The following is a 14611-nucleotide window of genomic DNA, read 5'->3' as shown; positions in this document are numbered from 1 at the left end:
CATCGGGCCGCACGAAGAAAGGAGCGCGTGTCGTGAAGGAAATGAGTGGTGCCGACATGGTGGTTCAGGCGCTGGTCGACCTCGGGGTCGATACGGTGTTCGGCTATCCGGGCGGCGCGGTGCTTCCGATCTACGACGCCCTCTTCAATCATCCCTCGATCAAGCATGTCCTCGTTCGCCACGAACAGGCCGCGACCCACGCGGCAGAGGGCTATGCGCGCTCGACCGGCAAGCCCGGCGTCGTGCTCGTCACCTCGGGGCCGGGCGCGACCAACGCCGTCACCGGCATCACCGACGCGCTGCTCGATTCGATCCCGATGGTCGTGCTGACGGGTCAGGTGCCGACGACGCTGATCGGCACCGACGCCTTTCAGGAATGCGACACGGTGGGCATCACGCGCCACTGCACCAAGCATAATTATCTGGTCATGGACCCCGACCGGCTGGGCGCCGTGATTCACGAGGCTTTCTACATCGCGACGCACGGCCGCCCCGGCCCCGTCGTCATCGACATTCCGAAGAATGTTCAGGTCGCAACGGGCAGCTACAGCGTGCCCGAAAAGATTGAGCATCAAAGCTATCGTCCGCAGGTCGAACCCGATGCAGGCGCCATCGCGCAGGCGATCGACATGATCGCCGCGGCCGAACGCCCGATCTTCTATACCGGCGGCGGCGTCATCAACGCCGGCCCCGACGCCAGCGCGGCGCTGCGCCAGCTCGTCAGCCTGACCGGCGCGCCGATCACCTCGACGCTGATGGGGCTCGGCGCCTTCCCGTCGGACGATCCCAAATGGCTCGGCATGCTCGGCATGCACGGCACCTATGAATCGAACATGGCGATGAACCGCGCCGACCTCATCATCGCAGTCGGCGCGCGCTTCGACGATCGCGTCACCGGCCGCCTCGACGCCTTCGCGCCCGAGGCGAAGAAGATCCACATCGACATCGACCGCAGCTCGATCAACAAGATCGTCCCGGTCGACATCGCGGTCGTCGGCGATGCCGGCCGCGCGCTCGATGCGCTCATCGCCGCCTGGGCCGACAAGGGTCACAAGGCGCGCGATCTTGGCGAATGGTGGCGCCGCATCGACGGGTGGCGCGCGACGCGCTGCCTCGACTTTCCCGAAAAGAAGGACGCGGGCGCCGAAATCATGCCGCAGCGTGCGGTCAAGGCGCTGTTCGACGCGACCCGCGGCCGCGATCCGATCATCACGACCGAAGTCGGCCAGCACCAGATGTGGGCGGCGCAGCATTTCGGCTTTGCCGCGCCCAACCGCTGGCTCACCTCGGGCGGGCTCGGCACGATGGGCTACGGATTCCCCGCCGCGGTGGGCGCACAGATCGCGCACCCGAACCGTTTGGTCGTCTGCATCGCGGGTGAAGCCTCGCTCCAGATGAACATTCAGGAAATGGGTACGGTCAGCCAGTACCGCCTGCCGGTGAAAATCTTCATCCTCAACAATGAATGGATGGGGATGGTCCGCCAGTGGCAGGAACTGACCTACGAAAGCCGTTATTCGAACAGCTATTCGGACAGCCTGCCCGATTTCGTGAAACTGGCCGCGGCCTATGGCTGGACGGGCCTGCGCATCGACACGCTCGGCGAGCTTGAGGACGGCATCCGGCAGATGATCGAAACGCCGGGTCCGGTGATCGTCGACTGCCGCGTTGCCAAGCTCGCCAACTGCTTCCCGATGATCCCGTCGGGCGCGGCGCACACCGACATGATACTCCAGCCGAGCGACGTCACCGGCAAAATGGACGACGAAGCGAAAGCGCTGGTGTGATGATGAAAGCCGACACGATCCTCCCCCATCGGGGGAGGGGGACCATGCGAAGCATGGTGGAGGGGCACGTGCCCCATAGCGCAGCTTTTGGGCGAGGGTACCCCTCCACCACCTTTGGTGGTCCCCCTCCCCGTTCCGGGGAGGAATAATGAAAATCACCACCGAAACGGGCGAGCGCCATGTCCTCGCCGTCACCGTCGATAACGAGGCGGGCATCCTGGCCAAGATCACCGGGCTGTTCTCGGCGCGCGGCTATAATATCGAAAGCCTGACCGTCGCCGACATCAGCGCCGATCATGCACTGTCGCGGATCACCATCGTCACCTCGGGTCCGCCCGCGGTGATCGACCAGATCATCGCGCAGCTCGACCGGTTGGTGCCGGTGCATCAGGTCACCGACCTCACCGATCAGGGCGCGCATGTCGAACGCGAGATCGCGCTGGTGAAGGTCGCCGGCACCGGCGAAAAGCGCATCGAGGCGCTCCGCCTTGCCGACGTCTTCCGCGCCAAGGTCGTCGACACGACGCTGTCGAGCTTCATCTTCGAAATCACCGGCAACAGCGACAAGGTCGACCGTTTCATCGCGCTGATGCGCGAATGCGGTCTGGTCGAGGTCGGCCGCACCGGCATCGTCGCCATCGCCCGCGGGCCGGAGGCGCTCTAGAGTTCAAGCGTTGGGTTTCAACTATCGTCACCCCGGACTTGATCCGGGGTCCATTCAGAACTTCGCCGGAAACGGAGCGCCGAATGGATGCCGGATCAAGTCCGGCATGACGAACGAAAATAAGGGAAGAAGAAAATGCAGGTTTACTACGATCGCGACGCCGACCAGGATCTGATCAAGAACAAGAAGGTCGCCATCCTCGGCTATGGCAGCCAGGGCCACGCCCATGCGCAGAACCTGCGCGACAGCGGAGTCAAGGATGTCGCGATCGCGCTGCGCCCCGGCTCGGCAACCGCGAAGAAGGCCGAAGGCGCTGGCTTCCGCGTCCTGTCGAACAAGGAAGCCGCCGCCTGGGCCGACGTCATCATGATCGCGGCGCCCGACGAGCATCAGGCAAGGATTTATTACGACGATCTCGCCGACAATCTGAAGCCCGGTGCCGCGCTCGCCTTTGCGCACGGCCTCAACATCCACTTCGGCCTCATCGAGGCGCGCCCCGATATCGACGTCTTCATGGTCGCGCCCAAGGGCCCCGGCCACACGGTGCGCAGCGAATATCAGAAGGGCGGCGGCGTTCCCTGCCTGATCGCGGTTGCGCAGGAAGCATCGGGCAACAGCGGCAACGGCCACGCCAAGGCGCTCGCCCTCAGCTATGCTTCCGCCGTCGGCGGCGGTCGCAGCGGCATCATCGAAACGACCTTCAAGGAAGAGTGCGAAACCGATCTTTTCGGCGAACAGGCGGTGCTCTGCGGCGGCATCACCCATCTGATCCAGGCGGGTTTTGAAACGCTGGTCGAGGCGGGCTACGCCCCCGAAATGGCTTATTTCGAATGTCTCCACGAAACCAAGCTGATCGTCGACCTTCTCTATGAAGGCGGCATCGCGAACATGCGCTATTCGATCTCGAACACCGCCGAATATGGCGACATCAAGACGGGTCCGCGCATCATCACCGAAGAGACGAAGGCCGAGATGAAACGCGTCCTCGCCGACATCACCTCGGGCCGCTTCGTCAAGGATTTCGTCCTCGACAACCAGGCCGGCCAGCCCGAACTCAAGGCCAGCCGCAAGGCCGCCGCAGCGCATCCGATCGAACAGACCGGCGCCCAGCTGCGCGCGATGATGCCGTGGATCGCCAAGAACAAGCTGGTCGACAAGGCAAAGAATTAAGCCACCTTGCTCCCTCCTCATGCCGTTCGTGCTGAGGAGGGACTGAGCACCGGCGAAGGCCCGTCTCGAAGCACCGCACGCTTCCGGTCCTTCGAGACGCCCCTTCGACAAGCTCAGGGGCTCCTCAGGACAAACGGAATTGGATAGCCCAATTTTCGCCGCCCACCGCGCCGATCTTGCCGCGCTCGCCGCCGACGGCCGCCGCCGCGCGCTCGCGCCGCGCGCCGGGATCGATTTCGCCTCGAACGACTATCTCGCGCTTGCGGGTTCCTACGCGCTCGCCGAAGCGCTGGCGCAGGGCGCCGCGCGCGGCATTCCGGCCGGTTCGGGCGGCTCGCGGCTGCTGCGCGGCAACCATGCCGAGCATGAAGCGCTCGAGGCGCATGCGGCGCGCCACTATGGCACCGAGGCGGCGCTCTTCTTCCCCACCGGCTTCGCGGCCAACACCGCGCTGTTCGCGACGCTGCCGCAGCGCGGCGACCTGATCGTCCACGACGCGCTGATCCATGCGAGCGCGCACGACGGGATGAAACTTGGCCGCGCCGAGCGCACAGCGGCTGCGCATAACGACCCGCAAGCCTTTGAAGACGCTATCCTCCGCTGGCGCGCAGGCGGCGGCACCGGCACGCCATGGATCGCGGTCGAAAGCCTCTATTCGATGGACGGCGACATGGCCCCGCTCGCCGACCTCGCCGCTATCGCCGACCGCCACGACGCGGTGCTGATCGTCGACGAGGCGCATGCGACGGGCGTCTATGGCCCGGCAGGACAGGGGCTTGCCCACGCGCTCGCGCCGCGCGCCAATCTGATCACGCTCCACACCTGCGGCAAGGCGCTGGGCTGCGAAGGCGCGTTGCTCTGCGGCCCCGCGATCGTCCGCGACTTCCTCGTCAACCGCGGCCGTCCCTTCATCTTCTCGACCGCGCCCTCGCCGCTCATGGCGTGGCTCGTCCGCCAGGCGCTCGAAATCGTCGCCGAACAGCCCGAGCGCGCGGCACGGCTCTCGGGGCTCGTCCGCCACGCCGAAAAGCGGCTCGCGGCGCTCGGCATCGCGCCGAGCGGCAGCCAGATCATCCCCGTCGTCATCGGCGACAACGCCCGCACGATGCGGATCGCCGCCATGCTGCAGGCCGAGGGTTTCGACGTCCGCGGCATCCGCCCGCCGACGGTGCCGCAGGGCACGGCGCGGCTGCGCATCGCGATCACCCTCAACGTCTCGACCCGCGACATCGACGCGATGGTCGATGCGCTGTCGGCGGCGATGGCGGCGGCATGACCCGCTTCGTCGTCACCGGCACCGATACCGGCATCGGCAAGACCGTCTTTTCGGCGGCGCTCGCGGGCGCGCTCGGCCTGCGCTACTGGAAGCCGATCCAGTCGGGGCTTGAAGAGGAAACCGACAGCGAAGCCGTCGCGCGCCTCGCCGGCGTTCGCGTCCATCCCGAAACCTGGCGTCTCGTCACCCCCGCCTCGCCGCACCTTGCCGCCGAAATCGACGGCGTGACCATCGACGCCGACGCGCTCGTCCCGCCGCCCGGCGACCTGTTGATCGAAGGCGCGGGCGGCGCGCTCGTCCCCGTCACCCGCACGCTGCTCTACGCCGACCTGTTCGCGCGCTGGCAGATTCCGGTGATCGTCTGCGCGCGCACCGCGCTCGGCACGATCAACCACAGCCTGCTGACGATCGAAGCCCTCAAGGCCCGCCACGTCCCCATCCACGGCATCGCCTTTGTCGGCGAGGCCGCCCCCGACAGCGAAGCGATCATCGCGGCCCTATCGGGCGCAAAGCGCCTTGGCCGCCTCCCGATCGTCGATCCGCTGACCCCCGACGCGCTCGCGGCGGCTTTCGCGGCCAATTTCGACCTGACGGACTTTCAATAGACATTCGTCATCCCGGCGAAGGCCGGGATCCCGACTTCGAATTGTGACGCACCGACGAGATCCCGGCCTTCGCCGGGATGACGATATACTGTAGGGCGGCCCCATGAACCTCGACCATCGATCCCCCGTCTGGCACCCCTTCACCCAGCACGGCCTCGGCGAGCCGATCCCGCTGATCGACCGCGCCCGCGGCGCGCGCCTCTATGACAGCGACGGCAACAGCTGGATCGACGCGATCTCGAGCTGGTGGGTGACGACGCACGGCCATGCGCACCCGCAAATCATGGCTGCGATCCGGGCCCAGACCGAAAAGCTCGACCAGCTCATCTTCGCGGGCTGGACGCACGAGCCCGCCGAAAGCCTCGCCGCCGAACTGATCCGCATCACCCCCGCCCCGCTCACCCGCGTCTTCTTTTCGGACTCGGGCTCGACCAGCGTCGAGGTCGCGCTCAAGATGGCGCTCGGCTACTGGTTCAACATCGGCGAGCCGCGCAGCCGCATCCTCGTGCTCGACCACAGCTATCATGGCGACACCATCGGCACGATGTCGGTCGGCGAGCGCGGCGTCTACAACCGCGCGTGGCAACCTTTGCTGTTCGACGTCGGCACCATCCCCTTCCCCCATGGCGGCAAGGAGCAGGTCACGCTCGACGCACTCGAAGCCGCTTGCCTGCAAAAGCCCGCCGCCTTCATCGTCGAACCGCTGATCCTCGGCGCCGGCGGCATGCTGATCTATCCGGCGTGGGTGCTCGCCGAGATGCGCGCCATCTGCGCAGCGCACGGCGTGCTCTTCATCGCCGACGAGGTGATGACCGGCTGGGGCCGCACCGGCACGCGCTTCGCCTGCGACCAGGCGGGGGTGATCCCCGATATCGTCTGCCTGTCGAAAGGTCTCACCGGCGGCGCGATGCCGCTCGCGGTGACGCTGTGCAGCGAAGCGATCTTCGCGGCGCATTATTCGCCCGACCGCGCAAAGACCTTCTACCATTCGTCGAGCTACACGGCGAACCCCATCGCCTGCGCCGCCGCGAACGCCAATCTCGCCATCTGGCGCGACGAACCGGTGCAGCAGCGCATCGACGCGCTCGCCGATGCCCAGGCCGCGCACCTCGCGATGCTGGCGGCCGATCCGCGCATCACCAACCCGCGCCGCCTCGGCACCATCGCCGCGCTCGATCTCGTGGTTGCCGATGCGGGCTATCTTTCGGCGCTCGCTCCCCGCCTCACCGCCTTCTACCGCGATCGCGGCGTGCTGCTGCGCCCGCTCGGCAACAGCGTCTATGTCATGCCGCCCTATTGCGCCGGCGCCGACGAACTCGCTGAAATATGGGCCGCCATCGCCGCGTCGCTCGATATCGCCTGAGCCCGGTTCGGCTGGCGTTCATCTTCGCGCGCCTATTGCGGATACGGGGATGGTCAGAGGGAACGCCATGTCGATTTCAACCGCCGCCCCGTCGCTGCTGCTTGCCGCCGCCATGCTGCTGGCCCCGCTACCCGCCGCCGCGCAGGACGATAGCCTCGTACAGCACAGCGAACCACCCGAACGCATCTCCTTTCTCGTCACCTATGGCGATGACCATTGTCCGGTCGCCGAGGGTGAGGAGATCGTCGTCTGCGCCCAGCGCCCCGAATCGGACCGCTACCGCGTGCCGAAGGAGTTGCGCGGAAAGGATGACGACACGTCGGTCGGCGGCAGCGCGTGGGGCGCGCGGGTCGAGGATTATGACAATATCGCCCGCCTGACGCGTCCCGACAGTTGCTCGGTCATCGGCTCTTACGGCTTCACCGGCTGCACCGCCGCGATGCTGCGCCAATGGTTTGCGGAGCGCCGCGCCGCGGGGCAATAGCGCCCGACACCCGATTTGCGCCGCGTCGCAATTTTGCCTAACCCTTTGGCTTCCGGCTTCGCCGCCTTGCCGGCGCGGCCGTTCGCGGGGGGCGGGATATGCGGCGGATGCGGGCGATGCCGGCGGGGATATGGGCGATGTTCTGGCTTGTCGCCGCGCTTCCGGCCGCGGCGCAGATCGCCCCCGACCTGTCACCCGCGACCGCCGAAAAGGTCGCCGAGAATGACCGCAAGGAACTGGCGGCCGATCTCACCGACCGCGCCGCCATCTCCGAACGCACGCTCAAGCTGATCGCCGCTGACCGCGGCGAAAACAGCGCCCCCTATCTCGCCAAGCTGCTCGTCCACGCGAACAATCTCAGCTGGGCGCACCGGGCACCCGAATCGCGGCAGGCGCTCGTGCGCGCGGTCGAAATCGCCACCGCGCTGTACGGGGCGGGCACCTATGCGACAGCCGACGTCGAACGCCAATATGCGCTCGCGCTGCGCATCAACGGCTACCGCGAAGAGGCGATCGAGCCCTTCTCCCATTATGTCCATGCGCTGACTGAGGAAGCCTATGGCTGCGGCCGCCGCGTCCCCGGCATGGTGATGGGCTGCGCGCGCGACGATACCGACCTTGGCGATACGCTGCTCGAATATGGACAGATGCTCAACGACGTCGGGCGCGCCAGCGAAGCCGTCGCCGCCTTCGATGCCGTCATCGCGCGCTTCGAACCGCGCTGGGCGGGGTGCGAGAGCCCGGCGTGGGGGACGCGCTGCGACCGGGCGCGCGACAAGCGCGCCGACATGCTGTCGAGCTATGCGGCGCTGCTCGCCCTCGTCGGCCGCGACGACGACGCCGGGGCGCTGCGCAAGCGGCTGTTCGACGACAGCCTCGCCGCGATCGACGCCTGCACCGGCGACGATTGCGAAGGCCCCGATTTCCGTCTCGTCCGCCGCTATTACGACTATCGCGCCGCGCTTGCGGGCGCGAACCGCCCCGACGACGCGCTTGCCCTCGACGAACGCATCCTCGCGATCCTGGTCGCCAGCCCGCATTATACGAAGGGCAAGGCGGGCAGCGGCGAATATTTCGACAAGGATATGGTCAATGATGTGACCGGCATTGCCGAAGCCTATGCCAAGGCGGCGGTCGCCGCGGGCAAGGCCGACCGCGCCCGCGACCAGCTCGCCCGCTATGGCTTCGGTGCGCTCGTCGGCACCCAGCTCGCCGGGGTCGATTTCGACGCCGAGCAAAAGGCGATCGAGGCCGAGAGGCGCACCCTGTCGAGCTATGGCGACGAGGCCGAACGCATCGCCAACAGCCGCCGCAAGGTGGCGCTGTTCGCTGGTCATTATGGCAAGGACGGCGACGAATATGCCAAGGCGCTGCGCGATCTGGCCTGGGATCTCGACGACCTGCCTGCGAACGATGCCGAAGCCGAAGCCGTTTACCGCGAGGCGCTGGCCGTCGAACGCAAGGCGTTCGGCGCGGGCGATTTTCGCACCCTTCACGCGCTCGACAATCTGACCACCTTCCTCAAGAAGCGCGACCGCAGCGCCGCCGCGATCGCCGTGCTGGCCGATGTGCTGGGCGATCCCGCCAACGACCATGTCGCCCTTTATCTCGACCCCGACCGGCGCTCGGCGCGGCGCGGCAGCTTCGGCGATCCCGACGACACGCTCAACGCGCTCAAGGCCGATCTTTCCGAACTGCTGCTGCGCGCCGGCGGCGACCCGGCGCTGGCGCTCGCCGCCGCGCGCCATGCCGCGCTGGGCATGACCAGTTTCCGCGACGCGCTCGGCTTCGACCGTTTCGACGAAATGAAGCTCGACTGGGTGACCGCCGATCCCTGGGCATGGCTCGGCGAACGGCGCTACGCCGACTATTTCCTGCTTTATGCCGACGCTCTGTGGGCAAAGGGCGCGCACGAGGGCGCCGCCGCCGAACAGGCATTTGCGGCGCTGCAGGATGCGATGGCGGGCACGACCAGCCGCGCCGTCGCGCGCGCCGCCGCCGAACGCGCCGCGGCCCGCGCCTCGGTTTCGCCGCTCGTCGAAGAACGGCGCCAGATTGACACGGAGATCGCGGCGCTCAACACGAAGCTCGAAACGCTCCCCGACGACCCCGCCGAACGCCAGCGTCAATTTTCGGCGCTGCAATCCGAAATCGCGCGCAAGGACGATCGCCGGGCGCAGGTCGATGCCGCGATCGCCGCGGCGACCCCCGATTATTTCGCGCTGATCCGGCCGCGTCCGCTCGGCATGGCAGAGGCGCAGGCGCTGCTCGCGCCCGACGAAGCCTTCGTCATGCTCGTGCCGTCCGAATTTGGCACCCATGTCCTGCTCGTCACCCATGACAAGCTGCGCTGGAATCGCGCCGACATGCCCGCGGCAGAGGTCAACGCGCATGTTCGCCGCCTGCTGTGGGACGTCGGCGCCAGCATCGACGTGACGCCCGAAGAGGATGCGAAATGGTCGGCCGAGGGCGAAGGCGATTTTCCCTTCGACCGCGGCACCGCCTGGCTGCTCTACGACCGGCTGCTCGCGCCCTTCGCCGCCGATCTTGCCGGCAAGCGCCATCTCTTTACTGCCGCGACGGGGTCGCTTTCCTCGCTGCCACTCGGCATCCTCGTCACCGAAAAGCCGACCGGCGCCGACGGCGACCCCGCGGTGCTGCGCGCAACCAAATGGCTCGCCGACGGCCCCGCGCTGCTTCAGCTTCCTTCGCTCCAGTCGCTGCAATTGCTGCGCGCAGTCGCGGCGCGCGGCGATGGCCAGGCGGGCACGCGCATGGTCGGCTTCGGCGATCCTGTGCTCGAGGGTCAGGCGGCCGCGCGCGGCATCGCCGGCGCCCGCGCGCGCGGCACGCGGAGCAGCGGACTGCCCGTCACCGCCGGGCTGCAACCCGCGATCGGCGATGCGCCGCCGCTCGCCGATCCCGCGGCGCTGCGCCGCCTCGCCCGGCTGCCGGGGACCGAGGCCGAATTGAAGGCGATGCAGGCGCTGCTCGGCGCCGATGCCGCGCGCCTCTATCTCGCCGGCACCGCGACCGAAACCAATCTCAAGCGCAGCGATCTAGACCATCTCTCGGTGCTGTTCCTCGCGACCCACGGGCTGATCGCGGGCGAGGTGAAGGGGCTTGCCGAACCCGGGCTCGTCTTCACCCCGCCCGCCACCGCGACGCCGCTCGACGACGGACTGCTCACCGCTTCCGAAGTCGCGGGGCTGCACCTCGGCGCGCGCTGGGTCGTGCTGTCGGCATGCAACACCGCCTCGGGCGACGGCAGCGAAGGGGCGCCGGGGCTGTCGGGGCTGGCGCGCGCCTTCTTCTTCGCGGGCGCCGAAAGCCTGCTCGCCTCGCACTGGCCGGTGCGCGACGACGTCGCCTCGGTGCTCACCGTGCGATTGTTCGAACTGATGCAACAGAACCCCGGCCTCTCGCGCGCCGAGGCGTTGCAGCGCGCGATGCGCGATATCCGCAACGATCCGCGCGCCGACGACTTCCTCAAGAGCTGGTCGCACCCCAGCGCCTGGGCGCCCTTCTCGCTAATCGGCGACGGGATCGACTGAGCGGACGAAACGCTGCGTTTCCGGGCAGCGCAATTGACGGCGCCGCGCGCCCTCGCCTAGCATCACGCCTCCCCAACAGGAGGCTCCCGCTCATGCGCCGTATCGCATCGCTCACCACGCTTTTCGCTCTTGCCGTCGTTGCCGTTCCCGTCGTCGTCGCCCAGGCGCCCAGCGCCCCCGGCGCGCCCGACAAGAGCCGCGTCACCGCCGGCACCTATGCCGCCGATCCTGCGCATACGATGGTCGTGTGGCGCGTCGATCACCTCGGCTTCAGCAACTATACCGGCATCTTCGGCGACGTGACCGGCACCCTCGTGCTCGATCCCGCCAATCCCGCCGCGGCAAAGGTCGACGTCACCATCCCGGTGTCGAAGGTGACCACCGCCAGCGCCGGCTTGACCGGGCATCTGCTGCGCGCGGGCAAGGACGGCGGCAAGCCCGACTTCTTCGGTCCCGCCCCTGCCGACGCCCGCTTCGTCTCGACCGCGGTCGTCCTCGACGACGACGGGACCGAGGCAAAGGTCACCGGCAACCTTACGCTCAATGGCGTTACCCGCCCCGTTACCCTCGACGTCGAATTTCACGGCGCGGGCATGGGGATGACCAAGAAGGAAACCGTCGGCTTCGAAGCCGAAACGACGATCAAGCGCAGCGACTTCGGCGTCCTCTACGGCATCCCCTTCGTCAGCGACGAGGTAAAGCTCGACATCCACGCCGCCTTCGAAAAACAGTGACGCGTCAATCTGTCACACAGTGCCGCTAGCCAGGGGGCGGGGTCCGGTTGGGGCCCCGCCCTTTTCGCAGGAGTCGGCACGATGAGCGAACTGGTACGCGAAATAGTCGAGGTGGCCGCCATGGTCGGCGGCGATGCGGACGATCCGCTGCTGATTGTCGAGGCCGACGGCCTCGCCCCCACCGCCGGATGGACGCATGTCCGGCTCGAACCCCATGTCTACATCACCCCGCCCGACGACGGGGTGCAGGATTTCGACCTTGTCGGCGATCGCCCGGCGGGCAGCGCCGCCGATGCCCTCGCCCCGGTCGAGGCGGGCTGGGAAGGCCCGCTCGCCGACTGGCTCATCGGCGTGCGCATCCACGCCGCCGACAATATGGTCGAGGAGGAAGTCTTCGAATTCGACGATGATTTCGACGACGACGACGACGACGACGCCCGCGATTCCGCCGAAGGCCACGTCCGCGACAACGAAGACGCCTGAGGGGGGCAACGCCCTCCCCCACCCCTAACCCCACCCTGCGCCGGGCCGCCGTCCATCCTCCCGGAAGGCGGTCCGGCGACATTTTCGCACGTCCCCCTTGCCAAGCGCGACATTATGCATCATGGGGGCGCCATGCGCGGCAACGCTCTTCTTCTTCTGCGACTTACACGCCCTTGGGCGTGACACTGGCTGCGCGCTAGTCGCGGCCACCCGCTCAAGGGTCCGATCGACACAGCCAGCCAATCCCAGCAGAAGAAGTTCACTCCCATGACCATGCTCCGCGACCCTTCGGTCAAATATCGCCCCTTTCCCCAGATTCCGCTGACCGATCGCCAATGGCCGTCGCGCACGATCACGCGCGCGCCGATCTGGCTGTCGACCGATCTGCGCGACGGCAACCAGTCGCTGATCGATCCGATGGATGCCGAGAAAAAGACGCGCTTCTTCGACCTGCTCGTGCGCTGCGGGCTGAAGGAGATAGAGGTCGGCTTCCCCGCCTCGGGCGCGACCGATTTCGACTATATCCAGAACCTCGTCCGCTCGGGCCGCATCCCCGATGACGTCACGCCGCAGGTGCTGACGCAGAGCCGCGCCGACCTCATCCGCACCAGCTTCGACAGCCTGGCGGGCGCGAAAACCGCGATCGTCCACGTCTACAATGCGGTCGCGCCCGCGTGGCGCAAGATCGTCTTCGGCATGGACAAGGCCGATATCAAGGCGATCGCGGTCGAGGGTGCGAAGCAGCTGCGCGACAATGCCGCGCGCCTGCCCGATACGGACTGGCGCTTCGAATATAGCCCCGAATGCTTCTCGACGACCGAGATCGATTTCTCGATCGAGGTCTGCGCCGCGGTGATGGACATTCTCCAGCCCACCGCCGACAAGCCGATCATCCTCAACCTGCCCGCGACGGTCGAGGCGGCGACCCCCAATATCTACGCCGACCAGATCGAATATTTCGGCAAGCATCTGCCGAACCGCGACGCCGCGCTGATCAGCCTGCACACGCACAACGACCGCGGCACCGGCGTCGCCGCGGCCGAGCTCGGCCTGCTCGCCGGCGCCGACCGCGTCGAAGGCTGCCTGTTCGGCAATGGCGAGCGCACCGGCAACACCTGCCTCGTCACCATCGCGCTCAACATGTACACGCAGGGCGTCGATCCCGAGCTCGATTTCTCGGACATCGATCAGGTCATCCAGACGGTCGAATATTGCAACAATATCCCCGTCCACCCGCGCCATCCCTATGGCGGCGATCTGGTCTACACCGCCTTTTCGGGCAGCCATCAGGACGCGATCAAGAAAGGCTTCGCCGCGCGCGAACGCCAGAATGACGAGGCGTGGGAGGTGCCGTACCTGCCCATCGACCCCGCCGACTTGGGGCGCAGCTACGAAGCGGTGATCCGCGTCAACAGCCAGTCGGGCAAGGGCGGCGTCGCCTGGGTGCTCGAACAGGACAAGGGGCTGAAACTGCCCAAAAAGATGCAGGCCAGCTTCAGCCACGTCGTCCAGGCGCTCGCCGACGAAACGAGCCGCGAACTCGCCGCCGACGACATCTGGCAGGCGTTCGAACGCGCCTATCTCGCCACCGAAGGCAAACGCTTCCAGCTCGTCGACTGGCATGAGACCCATTCGGGCGCCGACCGCATCTTCGCCGGCAAGCTGACCATCGACGGCACCGAACGCAGCGTCAGCGGCCGCGGCAACGGCCTGATGAGCAGCGTCATCGCCGCGCTCGCCGAGAGCGGCGGCCCGCTGATGGACATCGTCGATTATAGCGAGCACGCGATCGGCCAGGGCAGCAACGTGCAGGCCGCGGCGTATGTGGAGTGCCGCACCGCCGACGGGAAAAGCCTGTTCGGCTGCGGGCTGGATACCGACGTTGCGACGGCGAGTGTGCGGGCGATTTTGTCGGCGGCTAATGGGGCATAAAATGCCACCGAACCTCCGCAATGGACAGATCACAGTATCGATTCCTGTTGCGGGACGCCTCTCTTCATGATTCAAGCGCCTTAATAAATAATCAGGCGCCCGGTGAAGATAGGAGCATTCCAATGGCAGAAAATTCTCCAATCGAATGGACGGATGCTACTTGGAATCCCGTCGCTGGATGTTCTCTGGCATCAGCAGGATGCACCAATTGCTATGCCATGCGCATGGCCGCTCGCTTAGAGGCAATGGGCGTTGAAAAATACGTCGACCTCACCCGCAAGTCCGGCGGACGAGCGAAATGGACTGGACGGGTGCGATGCGATGAGCGCTCGCTTGCTATTCCTCGCAGATGGAAAAAACCTCGCAAAGTTTTCGTGAACTCGATGTCTGACCTCTTCCACGCCGAGTTAGCGTCCGCGCTCGTGGTGTAATTTCCGGTGTAGGCGATGGTGTATTCCGGGGTGGGGCATGCCCCACCCCGGAATGCGGCGTCGCTGGTGGCCACCGGGTTCATCGTTATGGTGGAGTTTGCACACTTCAACCGTGACGAAGAGGAGTT

At 66.8% G+C, this 14611-nt stretch carries 12 protein-coding genes; all 12 read left to right on the top strand.

The window, feature by feature from the left end; all coding sequences use genetic code 11:
* The first annotated feature begins 32 nt into the window (after window positions 1-32).
* The 12 genes from ilvB (at window position 33) to STE01S_RS19885 (ending at window position 14483) form a co-directional block, all read left to right on the top strand.
* Complete coding sequence (ilvB, locus tag STE01S_RS18505) at window positions 33-1787, top strand: biosynthetic-type acetolactate synthase large subunit (protein WP_040590295.1); 1755 nt, start codon at window positions 33-35, stop codon at window positions 1785-1787.
* A 148-nt stretch (window positions 1788-1935) separates the two neighbouring features.
* Window positions 1936-2451 carry an acetolactate synthase small subunit gene (gene ilvN / locus STE01S_RS18500; protein ID WP_058813436.1) on the top strand — a complete coding sequence of 172 codons (516 nt, stop codon included), beginning with the start codon at window positions 1936-1938 and terminating at the stop codon, window positions 2449-2451.
* A 135-nt stretch (window positions 2452-2586) separates the two neighbouring features.
* Complete coding sequence (ilvC, locus tag STE01S_RS18495; protein ID WP_062770589.1) at window positions 2587-3621, top strand: ketol-acid reductoisomerase; 1035 nt, start codon at window positions 2587-2589, stop codon at window positions 3619-3621.
* 139 nt (window positions 3622-3760) lie between these two features.
* Window positions 3761-4897 (top strand): 8-amino-7-oxononanoate synthase, encoded by a 1137-nt coding sequence (locus STE01S_RS18490; RefSeq protein WP_062770586.1) that lies wholly within the window; start codon window positions 3761-3763, stop codon window positions 4895-4897.
* Entirely contained in the window at window positions 4894-5502 is a 609-nt protein-coding gene (bioD, locus tag STE01S_RS18485) for a dethiobiotin synthase (protein WP_062770583.1), read from the top strand. The genes STE01S_RS18490 and bioD overlap by 4 nt, the downstream gene beginning before the upstream one ends.
* A 103-nt stretch (window positions 5503-5605) precedes the next feature.
* Entirely contained in the window at window positions 5606-6865 is a 1260-nt protein-coding gene (locus STE01S_RS18480; RefSeq protein WP_062770580.1) for an adenosylmethionine--8-amino-7-oxononanoate transaminase, read from the top strand.
* Between the two features lie 67 nt (window positions 6866-6932).
* Complete coding sequence (locus tag STE01S_RS18475; protein WP_062770577.1) at window positions 6933-7349, top strand: hypothetical protein; 417 nt, start codon at window positions 6933-6935, stop codon at window positions 7347-7349.
* 137 nt (window positions 7350-7486) lie between these two features.
* Complete coding sequence (locus tag STE01S_RS18470) at window positions 7487-10903, top strand: CHAT domain-containing protein (RefSeq protein ID WP_218017010.1); 3417 nt, start codon at window positions 7487-7489, stop codon at window positions 10901-10903.
* A 92-nt stretch (window positions 10904-10995) separates the two neighbouring features.
* Window positions 10996-11637 carry a YceI family protein gene (locus STE01S_RS18465; protein WP_062770571.1) on the top strand — a complete coding sequence of 214 codons (642 nt, stop codon included), beginning with the start codon at window positions 10996-10998 and terminating at the stop codon, window positions 11635-11637.
* A gap of 81 nt (window positions 11638-11718) precedes the next feature.
* The gene (locus STE01S_RS20585; RefSeq protein ID WP_062770568.1) at window positions 11719-12120 is read left to right on the top strand and encodes a hypothetical protein; all 402 of its coding nucleotides are present in this window, start codon (window positions 11719-11721) and stop codon (window positions 12118-12120) included.
* A gap of 267 nt (window positions 12121-12387) precedes the next feature.
* Window positions 12388-14052: a 2-isopropylmalate synthase gene (leuA, locus tag STE01S_RS18455; protein WP_082813430.1), complete on the top strand. Its 1665-nt coding sequence runs from the start codon at window positions 12388-12390 to the stop codon at window positions 14050-14052.
* Window positions 14053-14072: 20 nt separating this feature from the next.
* On the top strand, window positions 14073-14483 hold the full coding sequence (locus STE01S_RS19885) for a DUF5131 family protein (protein ID WP_322787084.1): 411 nt from the start codon (window positions 14073-14075) through the stop codon (window positions 14481-14483).
* The last annotated feature ends 128 nt before the right edge of the window (window positions 14484-14611 follow it).

This window comes from Sphingopyxis terrae subsp. terrae NBRC 15098, assembly GCF_001598815.1.
GTDB lineage: Bacteria > Pseudomonadota > Alphaproteobacteria > Sphingomonadales > Sphingomonadaceae > Sphingopyxis > Sphingopyxis terrae.
Note: the sequence above shows the minus strand (reverse complement) of the source record. Positions and strands in the feature narration are given on the sequence as shown.